The 13469-nt window shown below is 56.8% G+C and carries 11 protein-coding genes; 6 read left to right on the top strand and 5 right to left on the bottom strand.

What is annotated here, in order from left to right; all coding sequences use genetic code 11:
- Nucleotides 1-96 precede the first annotated feature (96 nt).
- Nucleotides 97-561: a hypothetical protein gene (locus tag BQ7486_RS06665; RefSeq protein WP_074009431.1), complete on the top strand. Its 465-nt coding sequence runs from the start codon at nt 97-99 to the stop codon at nt 559-561.
- A gap of 2 nt (nt 562-563) precedes the next feature.
- Here BQ7486_RS06665 and BQ7486_RS06660 read toward each other — a convergent pair whose 3' ends face one another.
- The 3 genes from BQ7486_RS06660 to BQ7486_RS11925 all read right to left on the bottom strand — a co-directional run bounded on the left by BQ7486_RS06660 (nt 564) and on the right by BQ7486_RS11925 (nt 4083).
- A complete protein-coding gene (locus tag BQ7486_RS06660) occupies nt 564-1820 on the bottom strand; it encodes a YihY family inner membrane protein (protein WP_022373094.1) in 1257 nt (418 codons plus the stop codon).
- A 414-nt stretch (nt 1821-2234) separates the two neighbouring features.
- Nucleotides 2235-3722, bottom strand: coding sequence for a lyase family protein (locus BQ7486_RS06655; RefSeq protein WP_074009430.1), 1488 nt, complete (start codon nt 3720-3722; stop codon nt 2235-2237).
- Between the two features lie 199 nt (nt 3723-3921).
- Nucleotides 3922-4083, bottom strand: coding sequence for a hypothetical protein (locus BQ7486_RS11925; RefSeq protein WP_154666313.1), 162 nt, complete (start codon nt 4081-4083; stop codon nt 3922-3924).
- Between the two features lie 281 nt (nt 4084-4364).
- On the opposite strand from BQ7486_RS11925, the gene BQ7486_RS11690 reads away from it, so the two are divergent.
- Nucleotides 4365-4733, top strand: a complete 369-nt coding sequence (locus BQ7486_RS11690) for an integrase core domain-containing protein (protein WP_143183081.1) — start codon at nt 4365-4367, stop codon at nt 4731-4733.
- A gap of 262 nt (nt 4734-4995) precedes the next feature.
- Here BQ7486_RS11690 and BQ7486_RS06635 read toward each other — a convergent pair whose 3' ends face one another.
- A complete protein-coding gene (locus tag BQ7486_RS06635) occupies nt 4996-5175 on the bottom strand; it encodes a hypothetical protein (RefSeq protein ID WP_074009426.1) in 180 nt (59 codons plus the stop codon).
- 166 nt (nt 5176-5341) lie between these two features.
- Here BQ7486_RS06635 and hydE point away from each other — a divergent pair, with 166 nt between their 5' ends.
- From hydE to BQ7486_RS06615, 4 genes are all read left to right on the top strand, one after another.
- Nucleotides 5342-6568, top strand: a complete 1227-nt coding sequence (hydE, locus tag BQ7486_RS06630; protein WP_084765752.1) for a [FeFe] hydrogenase H-cluster radical SAM maturase HydE — start codon at nt 5342-5344, stop codon at nt 6566-6568.
- 112 nt (nt 6569-6680) lie between these two features.
- On the top strand, nt 6681-8426 hold the full coding sequence (locus BQ7486_RS06625) for a proline--tRNA ligase (protein ID WP_074009425.1): 1746 nt from the start codon (nt 6681-6683) through the stop codon (nt 8424-8426).
- A 207-nt stretch (nt 8427-8633) separates the two neighbouring features.
- On the top strand, nt 8634-9251 hold the full coding sequence (locus BQ7486_RS06620; RefSeq protein WP_074009424.1) for a response regulator transcription factor: 618 nt from the start codon (nt 8634-8636) through the stop codon (nt 9249-9251).
- 103 nt (nt 9252-9354) lie between these two features.
- Nucleotides 9355-10257: a DMT family transporter gene (locus BQ7486_RS06615; protein WP_022372843.1), complete on the top strand. Its 903-nt coding sequence runs from the start codon at nt 9355-9357 to the stop codon at nt 10255-10257.
- A gap of 1 nt (nt 10258) precedes the next feature.
- Here the strand turns inward: BQ7486_RS06615 and BQ7486_RS06610 are convergent, their stop codons facing one another.
- Nucleotides 10259-13399 (bottom strand): DUF3427 domain-containing protein, encoded by a 3141-nt coding sequence (locus tag BQ7486_RS06610; protein WP_074009566.1) that lies wholly within the window; start codon nt 13397-13399, stop codon nt 10259-10261.
- Nucleotides 13400-13469 lie beyond the last annotated feature (70 nt).

Below are 13469 nucleotides of genomic sequence, written 5' to 3'. Positions count from 1 at the left end.
CGCCCGTTCGGCAGGAATTGTAACGAAGCGGGACCGAGGCAAACCCGAATCCGCTTAAAATCCCCACCCTCAAAAACAACAATAATCAAACATACAATGCGTACGAAAGCCCTTCTTTTTGCCGCCCTCGCCGCGGCCCTCAGCACTGGCGTTCAGGCCGGTCAGTATGCCGATGCCATGGCGCAGTGCATTCTCACCAACACCTCTGCCTCAGACCGCGACACACTGACGCAGTGGGCCTACGTGACGCTCGGGAAAACGGACGCCGCCAAAAAAGTGCAGGCCATACCGGCCGCCAAAACCAAGGCCGTGGAAGACAAGGCGAAGAAACTCGTCACAAACCTCACGACCGGCGCCTGCGCAAAGCCCTTTGCGCAGCTGATGATCAACGAACCCAAGACAGGGCTTCAGAACACGGCTGTGGCGCTCGCGCAGGAACTTCTCACGGAAGAAATCAAATCGAAGACGCTCAACCTGCTGCCAACAGTTAATATCGGGAACGTGAGCCGCGAAACCGTTGAGCAGATCGGCGGGCTTATTACGAATCTTCTTAAGAAATAATCTCAGTCAGCGAGCGCGTCTCTTAAGGGCATTATGAGCACGGTACTTTCCGTCATGCGGCTCCAAAAGCCCTTAAGCGCCCCTGCGCTCTCCCCGCCCGCCGCGGGCCCGGCGTTCACGAGGCTCACCTTGGGGTCGGCGCAGAACTCTTCAAAAACGGGCTGCAGCACGGCACGCGCCGGATCCACCGTGAGCACCCAGCTCTGGTGCTTGTCTTCAGCCATCGGGGCCACAAACCCGATGTGCGCCAGACGCGAGAGCACCCGGTCACAGCTTTCCGGATAGGTGTCCGCGGCATCACAGAGTTCAGCCAAACCGATCACGGGCCGTTCACTCATCGTCCACCTTTTGGCAAAAAGCTTCAGGATTAAAAGCGCCGTGAGAAAGTCGTTGCCGGTGCGGTAGCTGTCCATGTAGCGTCCGGCCGTGAGTTTCGGAATGGTGGCCGTGACGGCGGCTCCCGCAAAAAAGAGAAACCACGCGACGTAAATCCAGAGAATGAGAACGGGCAGCGCGACAAAGGCACCGTAGATATTCGTGAGGGTCCCGGCCGTGACGTAATACTCAAAGCCGAACTTCACGACAAACCCGGCAAGCGCCGCGGTAAAGCCGCCGATCAAGGCATGCGCCGCAGGAACGCGGCAGTTCGGAATGTACTTATAGAGCACGGCAAAGCCGAACCCCTGCAGCAGAATCTGCCCGAGGCTGAAAAGAAATCCGCCCGTTTCGCTGTCAATGCCGGACAAAGCGGCGGCCGCGGCCCGGCCCGTCAGCGTCACGCTTAAGGCAACCGCAACGGGCCCCACGGTCATGAGCGCCCAGTAGATGAGGGTTCTCTGCACCCAGGGGCGCATCACGCGGACCTTAAAGATGCGGTTCACCGTCACAAAAAGTTTGTCAATCAGCAGAAGTGCCGTCACGGCCAAACCCGCAAGACCAAAGGTCGTAAGGCCCGCTGCGTGAGTAGCGAAGTCTCTCAGATAATTAATCAGAAGCTCACTGTACTGCGCCGGCAGAAACCCCGACACAATGAAGTCCTCAAGCGCCTTGCGGGAATCGGCAAAACTCGGGAAAGCGGCAAATAACGCAAGCGAGAGCGCGAGCACCGGCACAATCGCAAGGAGCGTGGCAAGCGCCATGGATGAGGCGACTTCGGCAATATCGATTTCCGCGACCCGGTCCCGGGCAAAGCGCATCAGGCGCCGCACACGCGAGACGATCAGGCGGCGGTGTGCCGCCGACTCAAAAAATGTAAACACGCCTCACTCCTTTTGCCCGACCGACAGAAAAAACCGCAGAAACGGGGATTGTCTCCGTTACTGCGGTCATTCTAGCCTTTAAAGCGTTCGGACTTAATCTGCCATCCCGCCTTTTTGATGCCGTCGCTCGTCTGTGCGAAAGTTAGTATGACATCTAATGGACGCGAGATCTATCACAGCTTCCTTTAGAGAACTTTCCTGCCGGCTTTTCCGGCAACTGATCAACCAAATCATTGCCGGCCTGCTGACTGCACTTCGAATCCCAAAGCAAGAAGTGCCGAAGCACAATCGATCGGCGCAAAGCAGGTGCTGAAGCTTCATGAAATTTGCCCGCAGGCAAAAGCGTGCCTGCGGGCAATTCGTCGCTGCCGGCGGCAATCGAAAAACTACCGGCTCAGCGTCACAGGGACTTCTTTAGAGAAGCTTTTGAAAATCGCGATCGAGCTTCTTGAGCGACTTGTCGATATGTTCGCGCTTTTCCTGAACCCATTCGCGCTGACCGGCAATCGATTTGTCCATTGCCTTGACAGCCTTTGCAAGTTCCTTGGGCTGCGGACCACCTGCAGTCTTGCGGTTTGCCACAATGGCTCGAGGATCGAGAGTCTTCTTGAAGAGCTCTTCGCTCATCGGACACTGTGCCGGTCCCTGCGGATATTCCTTGGCAATCACTTCAGCATAGATGCGCTGCATTTGAGCGTAAGGGAAGTCAAGAGGCTGGATGTTGTTGGCGCGCGCATAAGAAACCATGCCGCTGGCAACATGGTGTCCAACACGGAATGGAAGCTTGTATTCGCGCATGAGCACGTCGGCCACTTCCTGACTTGCCGTCCAGTCATTGTTGAGCTCTTCGAGCGCGCGCTCCGGATTGATCTTGAGAGCCTTCAGGACGCGCTCGAACTTATCGAGCATCTCGATGGCTGCCTGAGCCATCTTGTTGTTGTCTGCAACGCTCTTATTGTCAGACATGCCAGGCTGAATATTGTGCGCAAGCCACACGGTAGACTGAGCCTGCGCAATGGCCTTGCTGGCAGCCTTGCGCGTGTTCACCATAATGCCGGGATTGCGCTTTTGCGGCATGGCTGAAGAAACGTATGTGTTTTCGCCTCCCTCAACAAGGAGAATCCAGGGACGCGGCTGAGCATACTGCACGAAGACATCTTCAATGAAGGAACTGACTCGCACTGCCATCCCGGTAATGATGCCGGCCAGCTCGATCGGTTCATCGACAGACTTCATCTGGCTCGCATCATATGCGTTGGGAACAGGGCCGTTAAAGCCCAAATACTTGGCCATGCGCTCACGATTAAGCGGCCAGCTCGTGCCATTGAGAACGGTGGTTCCCATCGAACACCAGTTGAGCCTTTCGTAGAAATCCCTGAGCTGCTGCTGGGTACGTTCAAACGAAGCCTGATACCCCATGAGGTAGTGCGCGTAGCTGTTGGGCTGAGCGGCTACTCCGTTGGTGTAGTTGGGCACAATCGTCGTCTGGTTTTTGCGAGCAATGTCGTTGATGACGCTCATCACTTCTGCCAGCTTCTCGGAAAGAGCAAGCACATTGTCGCGCATGATGGCAGAGCGATACGTTGCGTGCATGTCCTGGCTGGAACGGCCGATATGCAGCATGGTGACGTCCATGCCGGCTTCCTTAATGAGGAAGGGCTCAAATTTGATGACTTCCTTCGGGCGCGGACCGCCTTGCTTATTGCCGTTTGCAATCACGGTCTGCAGACCATGCGCAACCTTTTTGACAACAGCCTTGTCGAGCAGCTTCTCATCGGTGTTGATGACGGTCGTGGCTTTGTTCATTTCGCCAAGCCAGAAAAATTCATCGCGTACCGTATCTGAGGCCCACAGAGCGGACGCGCAGGCAGCGGCCAAAAGGCCAAGAGCAAATTTCTTCATAACTTGTTTTCTCTCTCCAAAATGATGGCATCTGTCTGTACAGCAACCCGAACAATGCCAGTCGCGCGGACATTCCGGAGCACTTTGCGCGCATTGAGACAATTTGTCAATGCATAAAGTGCAAAACTATTTTTCGCTTAACGCAAAATACGAAGCAAGTGAAACATTTGTTGATCGTAGGCCCCAGCATTGTCGCCTGTCATGCGGCAAACAATTGCGTCATCGCGGCGCGAATGCACGGCTGCAGCTGTTCAAGAACGGCATTTTCAATGCTTAATCGCAGTGCAAGTCCGCACGCATGCGCACCTCGAAGCTTCTGGGCAAAAGATCCGCACCCAACGGCCACGAAGAAATTGCTCATAAACAAGTCCTTAAGCGGACTAACGGTTTTCCTTCTTACGGATTCCGAAAAAACGGCACAGCCGCACGGCCATTTTGCGTGCGGCTTCACATGCTCTCGAAGACTTGTCTAGAACCGCTCGGGATCCATTAGATGTCATACTACCTTTCGCCACCCCTTCAACTTTTCATGGAGTGGTAAAACATGCGATATTCGCAGGAGTTCAAAGACAACGTCGTAGCGTGCCTGCTGAGCAAGGAGCTCAGTATCTCTGAAGCCGTGGAGCAGTACTCGATCGGCAAATCAACGATCTCGTACTGGCTCAAGATTGCCAGAGAGCAAGCTGGTCGCTCAAGTACAGCGGCGATTACCTGTACCCCCGTGACGGCTTCGACAATGCTGAGGAAGCTGAGCAATGGGTGCAGGGCTTTGTAGACCACTACAACGAGCGCCACAGACACCGCGGCATCCGCATGTTAACGCCGGGGCAGCGCCAACGCGGCGAGGACGCGGAGGTGCTGCGCCGACGCAGGGAGACGATGCTGGAGGCTCGCAGACGCCATCCGGAGCGCTGGATCACCGGGAGAGTGCTGAACTGTACGCCGATCAAAGAGGTGTGGCTTAACCCCGAAAATGGGCAGTTGGAGGAAAAGCATGCCAAGGCAGCTTGAACAAACGCCCCGCTGTTGCTGCAACAGGGCGTTCGGCGGTTTCCCGCGGGCCTCAGGCTCGGACTCCTCCTGCATGAAGAGGCTCATTCTACCGGCCTGCCGACCTCTCGCGCGAACGGTGCTGCACAGCTGCATCAAAGGTTTTTCTACGGGCCAAAAAACTCTGGGTGAATCCGCCGAAGGCGGAGAGGGCAAAGCCCTCACTGAGCTCAGACTACAACCTACTTTTTAAGAACAAAATCGGCGAAAGCTCACTTGACATTCACCGGTCCACCGTGATCTTTGAAAAGAAAGAAATCACGGCGCACGGCAGCATCACTTTAAAAACGATCTGCGCAATGAGCCTGTAGTCACTTTCCTTAAAAAAGCCGATGCGCCTTAAGACCGCGCCCAAAATGATGATGAAAACGAAGGCCGAAACCTTCAGAAGAATCTCTGCCATGGCTTTTGCCGCTCAATAGCTCACTGCGGCGCAGAATACGCCCGCGGCTGCGCTTCGTCTCTACGTCAAACGACTCAGAAACCGTGCGCCCGCACCAAATTTTGACGGACTCGGACGGCCGTTTCTCCGATAGAATCCGCGTCAGCCTTTAAGCCTGAAAAAGAAAATGACCAAACCCCTGGAAGAGCTTCTGAAACAGACGGAATTTAGCGATGATGACATCGTCCGGCTCCTCGGCCTTACCGCGCCCGAGGACTGTCTGAAACTCAAACGCGCCGCCTATGACCGCACCACCGAAATCATGGGCGACCGCGTCTTTTACCGCGGCCTGATTGAACTCTCCAACATCTGCACCGACAACTGCCGCTACTGCGGCATCCGCAAGGACAACCATGCGGTGAAGCGCTATGAGATGACCAAGGAGGAGATTCTCTCGCAGGCCAAATGGGCGGCGGACCACGGTTACGGCTCCATCTGCCTGCAGGCCGGTGAAAGACGCGATCCGAAGTTCGTGAATTTCATTGCGGAGTGCTTAAGGGACATCCATAAGTTAAGCGTGAGCCCGCAGCTTCCGGAAGGGCTCGGTGTCACCATCAGCCTCGGCGACCAGACCAAGGAAACCTATGAACTCTGGGCCGAGGCAAGCGGCAACCGCAAAAATCTCCGGTACCTCTCGCGCTTTGAAACGAGTAACCCGAAACTATTTGAACTGCTGCACAGTGCGCCGGGCAACCACGAGAAAAACCTGGCGCGCCGCTTTCAGTGCTTTAAGTATTTAAGGGAATGCGGCTATCAGCTGGGAACGGGCGTCATGATCGGCATCCCGGGGCAGACCCTCGAAGACCTCTGCCGCGACATCCGGCTCTTTCAGTCGCTTGACGTTGACATGATCGGCATGGGCCCTTACCTTAAAAGCGAAGGCGCGGACTTAAAAGAACTCGGGCAAATGGCGCCCGAACCTCTGATGCAGCTTGCGCTCAACATGATTGCCGTGGTGCGGCTTGTATTGGGTAACGTCAACATTGCGGCGGCCACGGCTCTTCAGGCCCTCCGGGACGACGGACGCGAAACGGGCATTGAATACGGCGCCAACGTCGTGATGCCCAACCTCTCGCCTCAGAAGTTCCGCCCGGGCTATCAGCTCTACGACAACAAGCCCTGCATCAACGACGAACCCACGCAGTGCGCCGACTGTCTGGAAAAGCGCATCGCAAGCCGCGGCCGCAAGGTGGGCTGGTTCATGATGGGGTCTTCGCGGCGCTTTCGCGAGCGTATCGGTCTCACGCCCCGGGAGGCGGTGCCGGAAGCGGCGAAAAAGCACGACACGACGGTGCTCCCTGCTTTTGCCGAAGACACCGGCAAACGCCGCATTCCGATCGTGGCGAGCGCCTGACAATCAGAAGACGGGCTGGTAAAATTTCCGCCCGTCTTTTTTATTGTCCGGATCCCGTGAAACTGCCGGCATCCGGCCTTTCTTTTTCTTTTTTTACTGAGGTCAGCGGCCCATGCGTGCACGCCAATTTTTCATCTCGACCCTGAAGGAAGCTCCCGCGGACGCGGAAATTCCGAGTCAGGAATTTTCCATCCGTGCCGGTCTCATCAAGAAGATCGCGGCAGGCGTCTACACGATCATGCCCATGGGGCTGCGCGTGGTGCAGAAGATTGAAAACATCATCCGTGAGGAAATGAATGCGGCAGGGGCCGTGGAACTCGCAATGCCCATCGTGCAGCCCGCGGAGCTTTGGCAGGAATCGGGCCGCTGGAACAAGTACGGACCGGAGCTGCTGCGCTTTAAGGACCGCCATGAACGCGACTTCGTGATTCAGCCCACGTCCGAAGAAGTCATTACGGCCGTGGCGCGCGGTGAAGTCACGAGCTGGCGCCAGATGCCGGTGAATTTCTATCAGATTCGAACGAAATTCCGTGATGAACGGCGGCCGCGCTTCGGCGTAATGCGCGCCCGTGAATTCATCATGAAGGACGCCTACTCCTTTGACCGGGATGCTCAAGGAGCTTCAAAGTCCTATGACGCGATGTACAAAGCCTACAACCGTATTTTTGAACGCATGGGCCTTGTTTTCCGTCCGGTGAGAGCCGACACGGGCGCGATCGGCGGCAGCCGCTCGCACGAATTCCAAGTGATTGCCGACGTGGGCGAAGACGTCATTGCCTACTGCCCCGAGAGTGACTTTGCCGCCAACATTGAACTGTGTGAAGCCAAATCCGTCCTGGGCGACCGTAAGGCCGCGGCGCAGGAGATGAAGAAATGCGCTACGCCCGGCAAGGAAAAGTGCGAAGACGTTGCCCCCTTCCTCGGCATTGACCTTTTACATTGCGTAAAGTCCGTGGTGCTTGCCGCCGACCGAGTGAACGACAAGGGCGAGGCGCTCCCCGCCAAGATTGTCCTCGTGCTGCTTCGGGCCGATCACGACCTCAATGAAGTCAAGGCCGGCAAACTCCCTGAACTGAAAGACGGTTTCCGCTTTGCCACCGAAAAGGAAATCGCCGAACACTTTGCGGGCGCAACGCCCGGGTCCCTGGGTCCCGTGGGCGCCACCGACCTCACCGTTTACGCCGACCTCACCGTTGCCGCGATGAGCGACTTCTGCTGCGGTGCGAATGAGACGGGCTACCACTACACCGGAGTCAATTTCGGGCGCGATCTGCCTGAGCCCAAGGTTGCCGACCTCCGTAACGTCGTTGAGGGCGATGCGAGTCCCGACGGCAAGGGAGAAATCAAGCTGCAGCGCGGCATTGAAGTGGGCCACGTCTTTTACCTCGGCAACAAATACTCCAAGGCCATGAACGCGACCTACCTCGATGAAGCGGGCAAACCGCAGTTTCTCGAGATGGGCTGCTACGGCATCGGTGTGACGCGCGTCATGGGCGCTGCAATCGAACAGCGCCACGACGACAAGGGCATCATGTGGCCTGCGGCAATTGCTCCCTTTGAAGTCGTGATCTGCCCGATGAATTACACGAAGAGCGAAGCCGTGCGCGCTGCCGCCGACAAACTCCACGATGAACTAAAGGCCAAGGGCGTTGACGTGATTCTGGACGACCGTGACGTACGCGCGGGCGTGATGTTTGCCGACTGGGAACTGATCGGTGTGCCGCACCGCATCGTGATCGGTGAGCGGGGTCTTAAGACCGGCGAAGTCGAATACGTCGAGCGCACGAAGATGGACGACAAGGTGATGGTAAAGCTCGATGATGCCGTCACGTTCCTCACAAAGGCTCTTAATAGGTAAGCAGGATCACCGGGCGGCTGTAGAGGGTTTTGCAGCCGCTCATAATTCGAAAAATGTCCCCTTTGCAGCTAAAAAGTCAAGAAAAATCGGGGAATTTTCACGGGTTACTTACTTATTTACGCCTAAATACGGCACAATAGCAGTGGATGCGTTTCGACAAGCGGGACAGCGTCTCAGGTTTTTTTGAATATTTGCGGGAGAATTATTTTGGAATCCCTCAAGCCTCTGGTCCGGGTTATCGATGACGACGACGCGATGCGCCGTTCCTGGGCTTTTCTGATTGAAGACGAAGGCTGGGACGTCGTGACCTACTCCGACGCCCTGGACTTTATTGCAAGCAACGATTTTCAGCGTCCCGGCTGCCTCGTTCTTGACGTGCGCATGCCCCGCATGAGCGGCCTGGAACTGCAGGACAAGATGCAGGAATTGGGCATTGATCTGCCCATCATCTTTATTTCCGGTCACGGCGACATTGATATGGCCGTGCGCACCCTCAAGCAGGGTGCATCGGACTTTCTGCAAAAGCCCGTTGACGATCAGCGGCTTCTCACCGCCATCGGCAATGCGGTCATGAAAAACCTCAATCACCGCCGCACCGAAATGGAGCTTTCCGACTTCCGTAAGTCGCTTGAGCAGCTCACGCAGCGTGAACGCGAAGTGATCCGCATGGTTGCGCAGGGCATGAGCAACAAGCAGGTTGCCGAAAACCTCGGCATCAGCGAAAAGACCGTACAGGTGCACCGCGGATCGGCTTACCGTAAGCTCGACCTTCATAACGCCGCGGAAATCGCACGGCTTTTGCTGCGCTCGGGCGATCCGCTTTAAGCTTTGCTCTCAGACAGGCTCCTTCTTTGGAGTCTGAAACAGGCAGTTTCCTTTCTTGGGGATTCTGCCTGCTTTTTTCTCTTTTGATTTCTGGCCCGCCGTTATGCCCGAAAATCTCCGCCACTCGCTTCTGCTTCTGATTACCGCCACCATCTGGGGTACCGGCTTTGTTGCTCAGGCGCTCGGCATGGAACACATCTCCCCCTTTGCCTTTACCTGGGGGCGCTCGGTGATCGGCGCGGCCTTTGTGTTTGCCATACTCCCGGTCTTTGACCGCCTGCGCGGCATGACTCCGGCCTCAACGAAAAACGTCTGGAAAGATAAAACACTCTGGATCGGGGGCTTTGCCTGCGGCACCGTTCTCTTTATTTCCGAGTCGCTGCAGCAGTTCGGGCTTTTGGGAACGGAGGTCGGTAAGGCGAGTTTCATCACGAGCCTTTACATCGTCATTGTCCCGGTAATCGGCATTTTCATCGGGCGCCGCTCGAGCCTCAACATCTGGCTTGCGGTTATCCTGGCGGTTGCGGGCCTGTGGTTTCTCTGCATGAAACCGGAAACCGGGTTTACTCTGAGCCTCGGGGATTCGCTCGTTTTAGCCTGTGCCCTCTCTTTCAGTTTTCACATCCTCGTGATCGATCACTTTGCGCCCAAAACGGACGGCGTGAGGATGAGCTGCATTCAGTTTGCCGTGGGCGGCGTCTGGGGCTTTATTCTCATGATGTTCTTCGATCCGCCGACACTCAAGGACCTGTGGGACGCCGTCTGGATGCTCCTTTACGCCGGTATTTTGAGTAACGGCATTGCCTACACCCTGCAGATCGTGGGACAAAAGGGGCTCAACCCGACGGTGGCGTCCCTCATCATGAGTTTTGAAGCAGTCGTGGGGGTTCTGGCCGGGTGGCTCTTTATGAACCAGGCGCTCACCGGCCGCGAGCTCATCGGCTGCGCCGTGATGGCGGCGGCAATTGTCCTCGCGCAACTGCCTGCCAAGTGGTTCGGACGCTGAGTCAGTCGCCGTAAGGGCGGCAGAGCGTCAGAAGTTCGCCCGTGAGCTTTTCTTCAAGCGCAAAGCGGATCGTCATGGGGCGATTGCCGGTATGCGACAGGTACTTGACCTTCCCGAAGCACACATAGGGATCGGCAATTTTCCCCTCACCCTTAAATCCGCGGACAAACAGCACAATGTCGCTCGCCCGCTCGGCGTGGTGGATATAGCGCTCACCCGTGGGCGACGTATCCGTTGTTGAATTTTGGCTCTGCCACTGAAAGACGGTGTCGGTAAGCGCCAGATCCTCATAAAGCGTATTGGCGGTAAAGTGCTTTTCGCTTTTGTTGATCGTCACAAAAAAGACGTCAACCCGCTTTTCCGGAATCCAGAGTACGCCCGCCTGCAGGTTTTTCTGCTCCGGTTTCAGTGCCGCCAGAACCGCGCTTCGGTGATAGGTTCCGTGCACCTTAAGGTATGTTCCCGCCACACCGAGATCCTTCATTTCCCTGCGGCAGGATTCGGCTTTGACCGTGAGAAGCGTCCGGATCTCGTCGATAAGCCACGCCGCTTGCCGCAAGCTCTTTAGGCGTGCCGCAAGATAAGCGTTCCCGTCACAAGGCAATGCCTCATCCCAGATAAGCCGCACAAAAGCCCGCAGGGCGGAGTTTTCAAGTTCGTCAGCCGGAACGCCGGAATCGTCCGCAAGCAACCCAACAATGGTCTTACCCCAAACCGGATCCTCGGTTGTCGCAAGCCGCAGGAGGGCTTTGCCGAGTTTTGCCTGCGTGATCCCCTCCGGCAGCGGCCGGTTAATGTTCGAACCGCATGCCGCGTCCCAAAGCAGCCTAAACGAGGCAAACGTATCGCACGCCCTGTCATAAAAGTCCGAAAGTGAGAGTTCAGCAAACGTGAGAAACGCCGCGAGGTCCGCGCTCCTGCCTTCTGCCATAAAGCTTTGCGCGAGATTGAGAAGTCCTTTTTTGCCGGTAAAGCACTGCCTGATATTTTCAAGCACCGTTTCTTTCGCGACGCGTTCCATCGTAACCGAGCACCCCGCTGGCAGCGCATCAAATCCGTTCATGATCTGCCGGACAACGCCCGTGTCGGCCGTGCGTAAGAGTGCCCTGTAGCGCGACTCAAAACTGAAACGCCGGTTTCCTGCGGCAACAAAGTCAAGCACCGTGAGTGCATCTTTCTGCGGGTACTTTCGCAAGCCCCGCCCCAACTGCTGCAGAAAGACCGTGAGGCTTTCCGTCGGACGCAGAAAAACCACCGTATTAATGCACGGAAAGTCCGCGCCTTCGCTTAAGACGTCAACCGTGCAGAGTATTTCCACCTCCCCTTTTTCGAGTCGCTCTTTGACACGTTCCCGGTCGGCTGAGGGCGTTTCGGCAGTGACCGCCATCGCCTTATAGCCCTGCGCGGCAAGCATTCCTGTCACGTAGCGCGCGTGCTCCTGCGTGACGCAGAAGACGACGGCCCGCAGTTCCTCTTTTTCAGGCGCATAGGTTTCAAGCGCCGTAAAGAAGGCCTGCGTCCGGACTTTGGAGCTGTTCCCTTGGGTATAGCGGTTTTCCAGAGCCTTAACATCAAAGTGCCCGCTTCGCCACGGGATGTCCGCGAGGCTCACGGGGTCCGTGAGCACAAAGTAGTTAAAGGGTACGAGGAGATTCTGTTCAATGGCTTCTGGAAGCCGGATTTCTGCCGCAATACGGCCGTCAAAGTAGCCGAGAATGCTGCGGCCGTCGGCGCGCTCGGGCGTGGCGGTAAGGCCCAGAAGAATTTTGGGCGTAAAGTACTCGAGCACCGTGTCGTAAGAGTCTGCAGCCGCATGGTGCGTTTCGTCCGCCACAACCATGTCAAAGTGGTCCCGGGCAAAGCCCGTGAGATTCACCGGATTTTTGAGTGTCTGCACCGAGGCAAAGACCTCGCGGTTGTTCGCGGGCTTTGCGTCTCCCGTCATCAGTGAGCCGAAATTGGCGTCCCGCAGGATGCTTCTGAAACAGGCCTGTGCCTGCAGCAGAATTTCTTTGCGGTGCGCAACAAAGAGAAGCTTGGGGCGGATGCCGTTTTTAATCTGCCGCTGATAGTCAAAGGCGGCAATCGCGGTTTTACCCGTACCGGTCGCGGCCACCACGAGGTTTCGTGTGTGGCCCGCGGAGCGCTCCGCGGCAAGCGCTTCAAGCACCGCGGCCTGATAGGGATAGGGCTCAAAACTCCCCCACGTCACGGGAGCTGCCGGATCTCTTTTCCCGCCACAGGCTTCGCGCTTTAAAGCCGTCCGCAGACGCTCATCGTCCAGACCCGGGACAAACGTCTCAAAGCGCGCATCCGACCAGTAGGCTTCAAAGGTTGCGGCAGCTTTGGCGAAAATCTCGGGCGTTTCTTTGGCGGCAAGTTTAAGGTTCCATTCAAGGCCGCCCGTAAGCGCCGCCCCCGAGAGGTTGCTTGAGCCGATGTAGGCCGTGCTGAAACCGGTCTCACGGTGAAAAAGATAGGCCTTGGCATGGTGGCGCGTGCGGCTGCCGCTGTACTCGATGCGGATTTCGGCGTTCGGAAGTTTTGCGAGCATCTCCACGGCCTTGACTTCGGTAGCACCGATGTAGGTGGTCGTAATGACTCTGAGGCGGCCGCCCCGATGCGTAAAAGCCTTGAGGTCATCGTAGAGGCGGCTTACAGCTGAAAAGCGGATAAAGGAAACAAGCCAGTCGATGCGGTCGGCAGAAGCAATCTCCCGCTTGATTTCGCTCGCAAGCGCCGGATCGGTTTTGGCCGTGCCCGTCAAAAGCGCGGTGTGCGCGACCGACGTCTGCGGGCGGGCTGCGGCGGCAGAGGTCATCTCCCGCACTTCGGTTAAAAGGCGGTCTTCTGCGACCGTGTCGGCGCATACGAGCGCTTCCCCGCTTTTCTTAGCCACAAAGTCCCGGGCCGTGCGGCTTAAGAGGTTCACAAGCGCCCGGGCTTCTTCGGCAGAGTCACAGTGCGCTAGGGCTTCCTTCACCGTACGGGCCGCATAGTCCGTGTAGATGCGGCTGCGTTCCGCAGGATCCACGGCCTGCGATTCGGCTGCGAGATGCCGCCCGGCAAGTCCCTGCAGTTGTTCGTTGACTGAACGAGTGAGAAGCGACTCGTACAAACCTTTTTTGAGCTCAGCCGGCATACGCACCCCGTTTTCAAAAAAACACACTGCCGGCAGCTTACCAGAAGCGCCCGGGTGCGCTCTGCTTTAG

The organism is Duodenibacillus massiliensis (assembly GCF_900128485.1).
GTDB classification, from domain to species: domain Bacteria; phylum Pseudomonadota; class Gammaproteobacteria; order Burkholderiales; family Burkholderiaceae_F; genus Duodenibacillus; species Duodenibacillus massiliensis.
This window is presented reverse-complemented; position numbering and strand designations above follow the sequence as displayed.

Bases quoted from the DNA above. Each gene is read 5' to 3' on its own strand.
- BQ7486_RS06665 (WP_074009431.1), top strand. From the start codon at position 97: ATGCGTACGAAAGCCCTTCTTTTTGCCGCCCTCGCCGCGGCCCTCAGC.
- BQ7486_RS06655 (WP_074009430.1), bottom strand. From the start codon at position 3,722: ATGAAGAAATTTGCTCTTGGCCTTTTGGCCGCTGCCTGCGCGTCCGCT.
- BQ7486_RS11925 (WP_154666313.1), bottom strand. From the start codon at position 4,083: ATGAGCAATTTCTTCGTGGCCGTTGGGTGCGGATCTTTTGCCCAGAAG.
- BQ7486_RS06635 (WP_074009426.1), bottom strand. From the start codon at position 5,175: ATGGCAGAGATTCTTCTGAAGGTTTCGGCCTTCGTTTTCATCATCATT.
- hydE (WP_084765752.1), top strand. From the start codon at position 5,342: ATGACCAAACCCCTGGAAGAGCTTCTGAAACAGACGGAATTTAGCGAT.
- BQ7486_RS06625 (WP_074009425.1), top strand. From the start codon at position 6,681: ATGCGTGCACGCCAATTTTTCATCTCGACCCTGAAGGAAGCTCCCGCG.
- BQ7486_RS06615 (WP_022372843.1), top strand. From the start codon at position 9,355: ATGCCCGAAAATCTCCGCCACTCGCTTCTGCTTCTGATTACCGCCACC.
- BQ7486_RS06610 (WP_074009566.1), bottom strand. From the start codon at position 13,399: ATGCCGGCTGAGCTCAAAAAAGGTTTGTACGAGTCGCTTCTCACTCGT.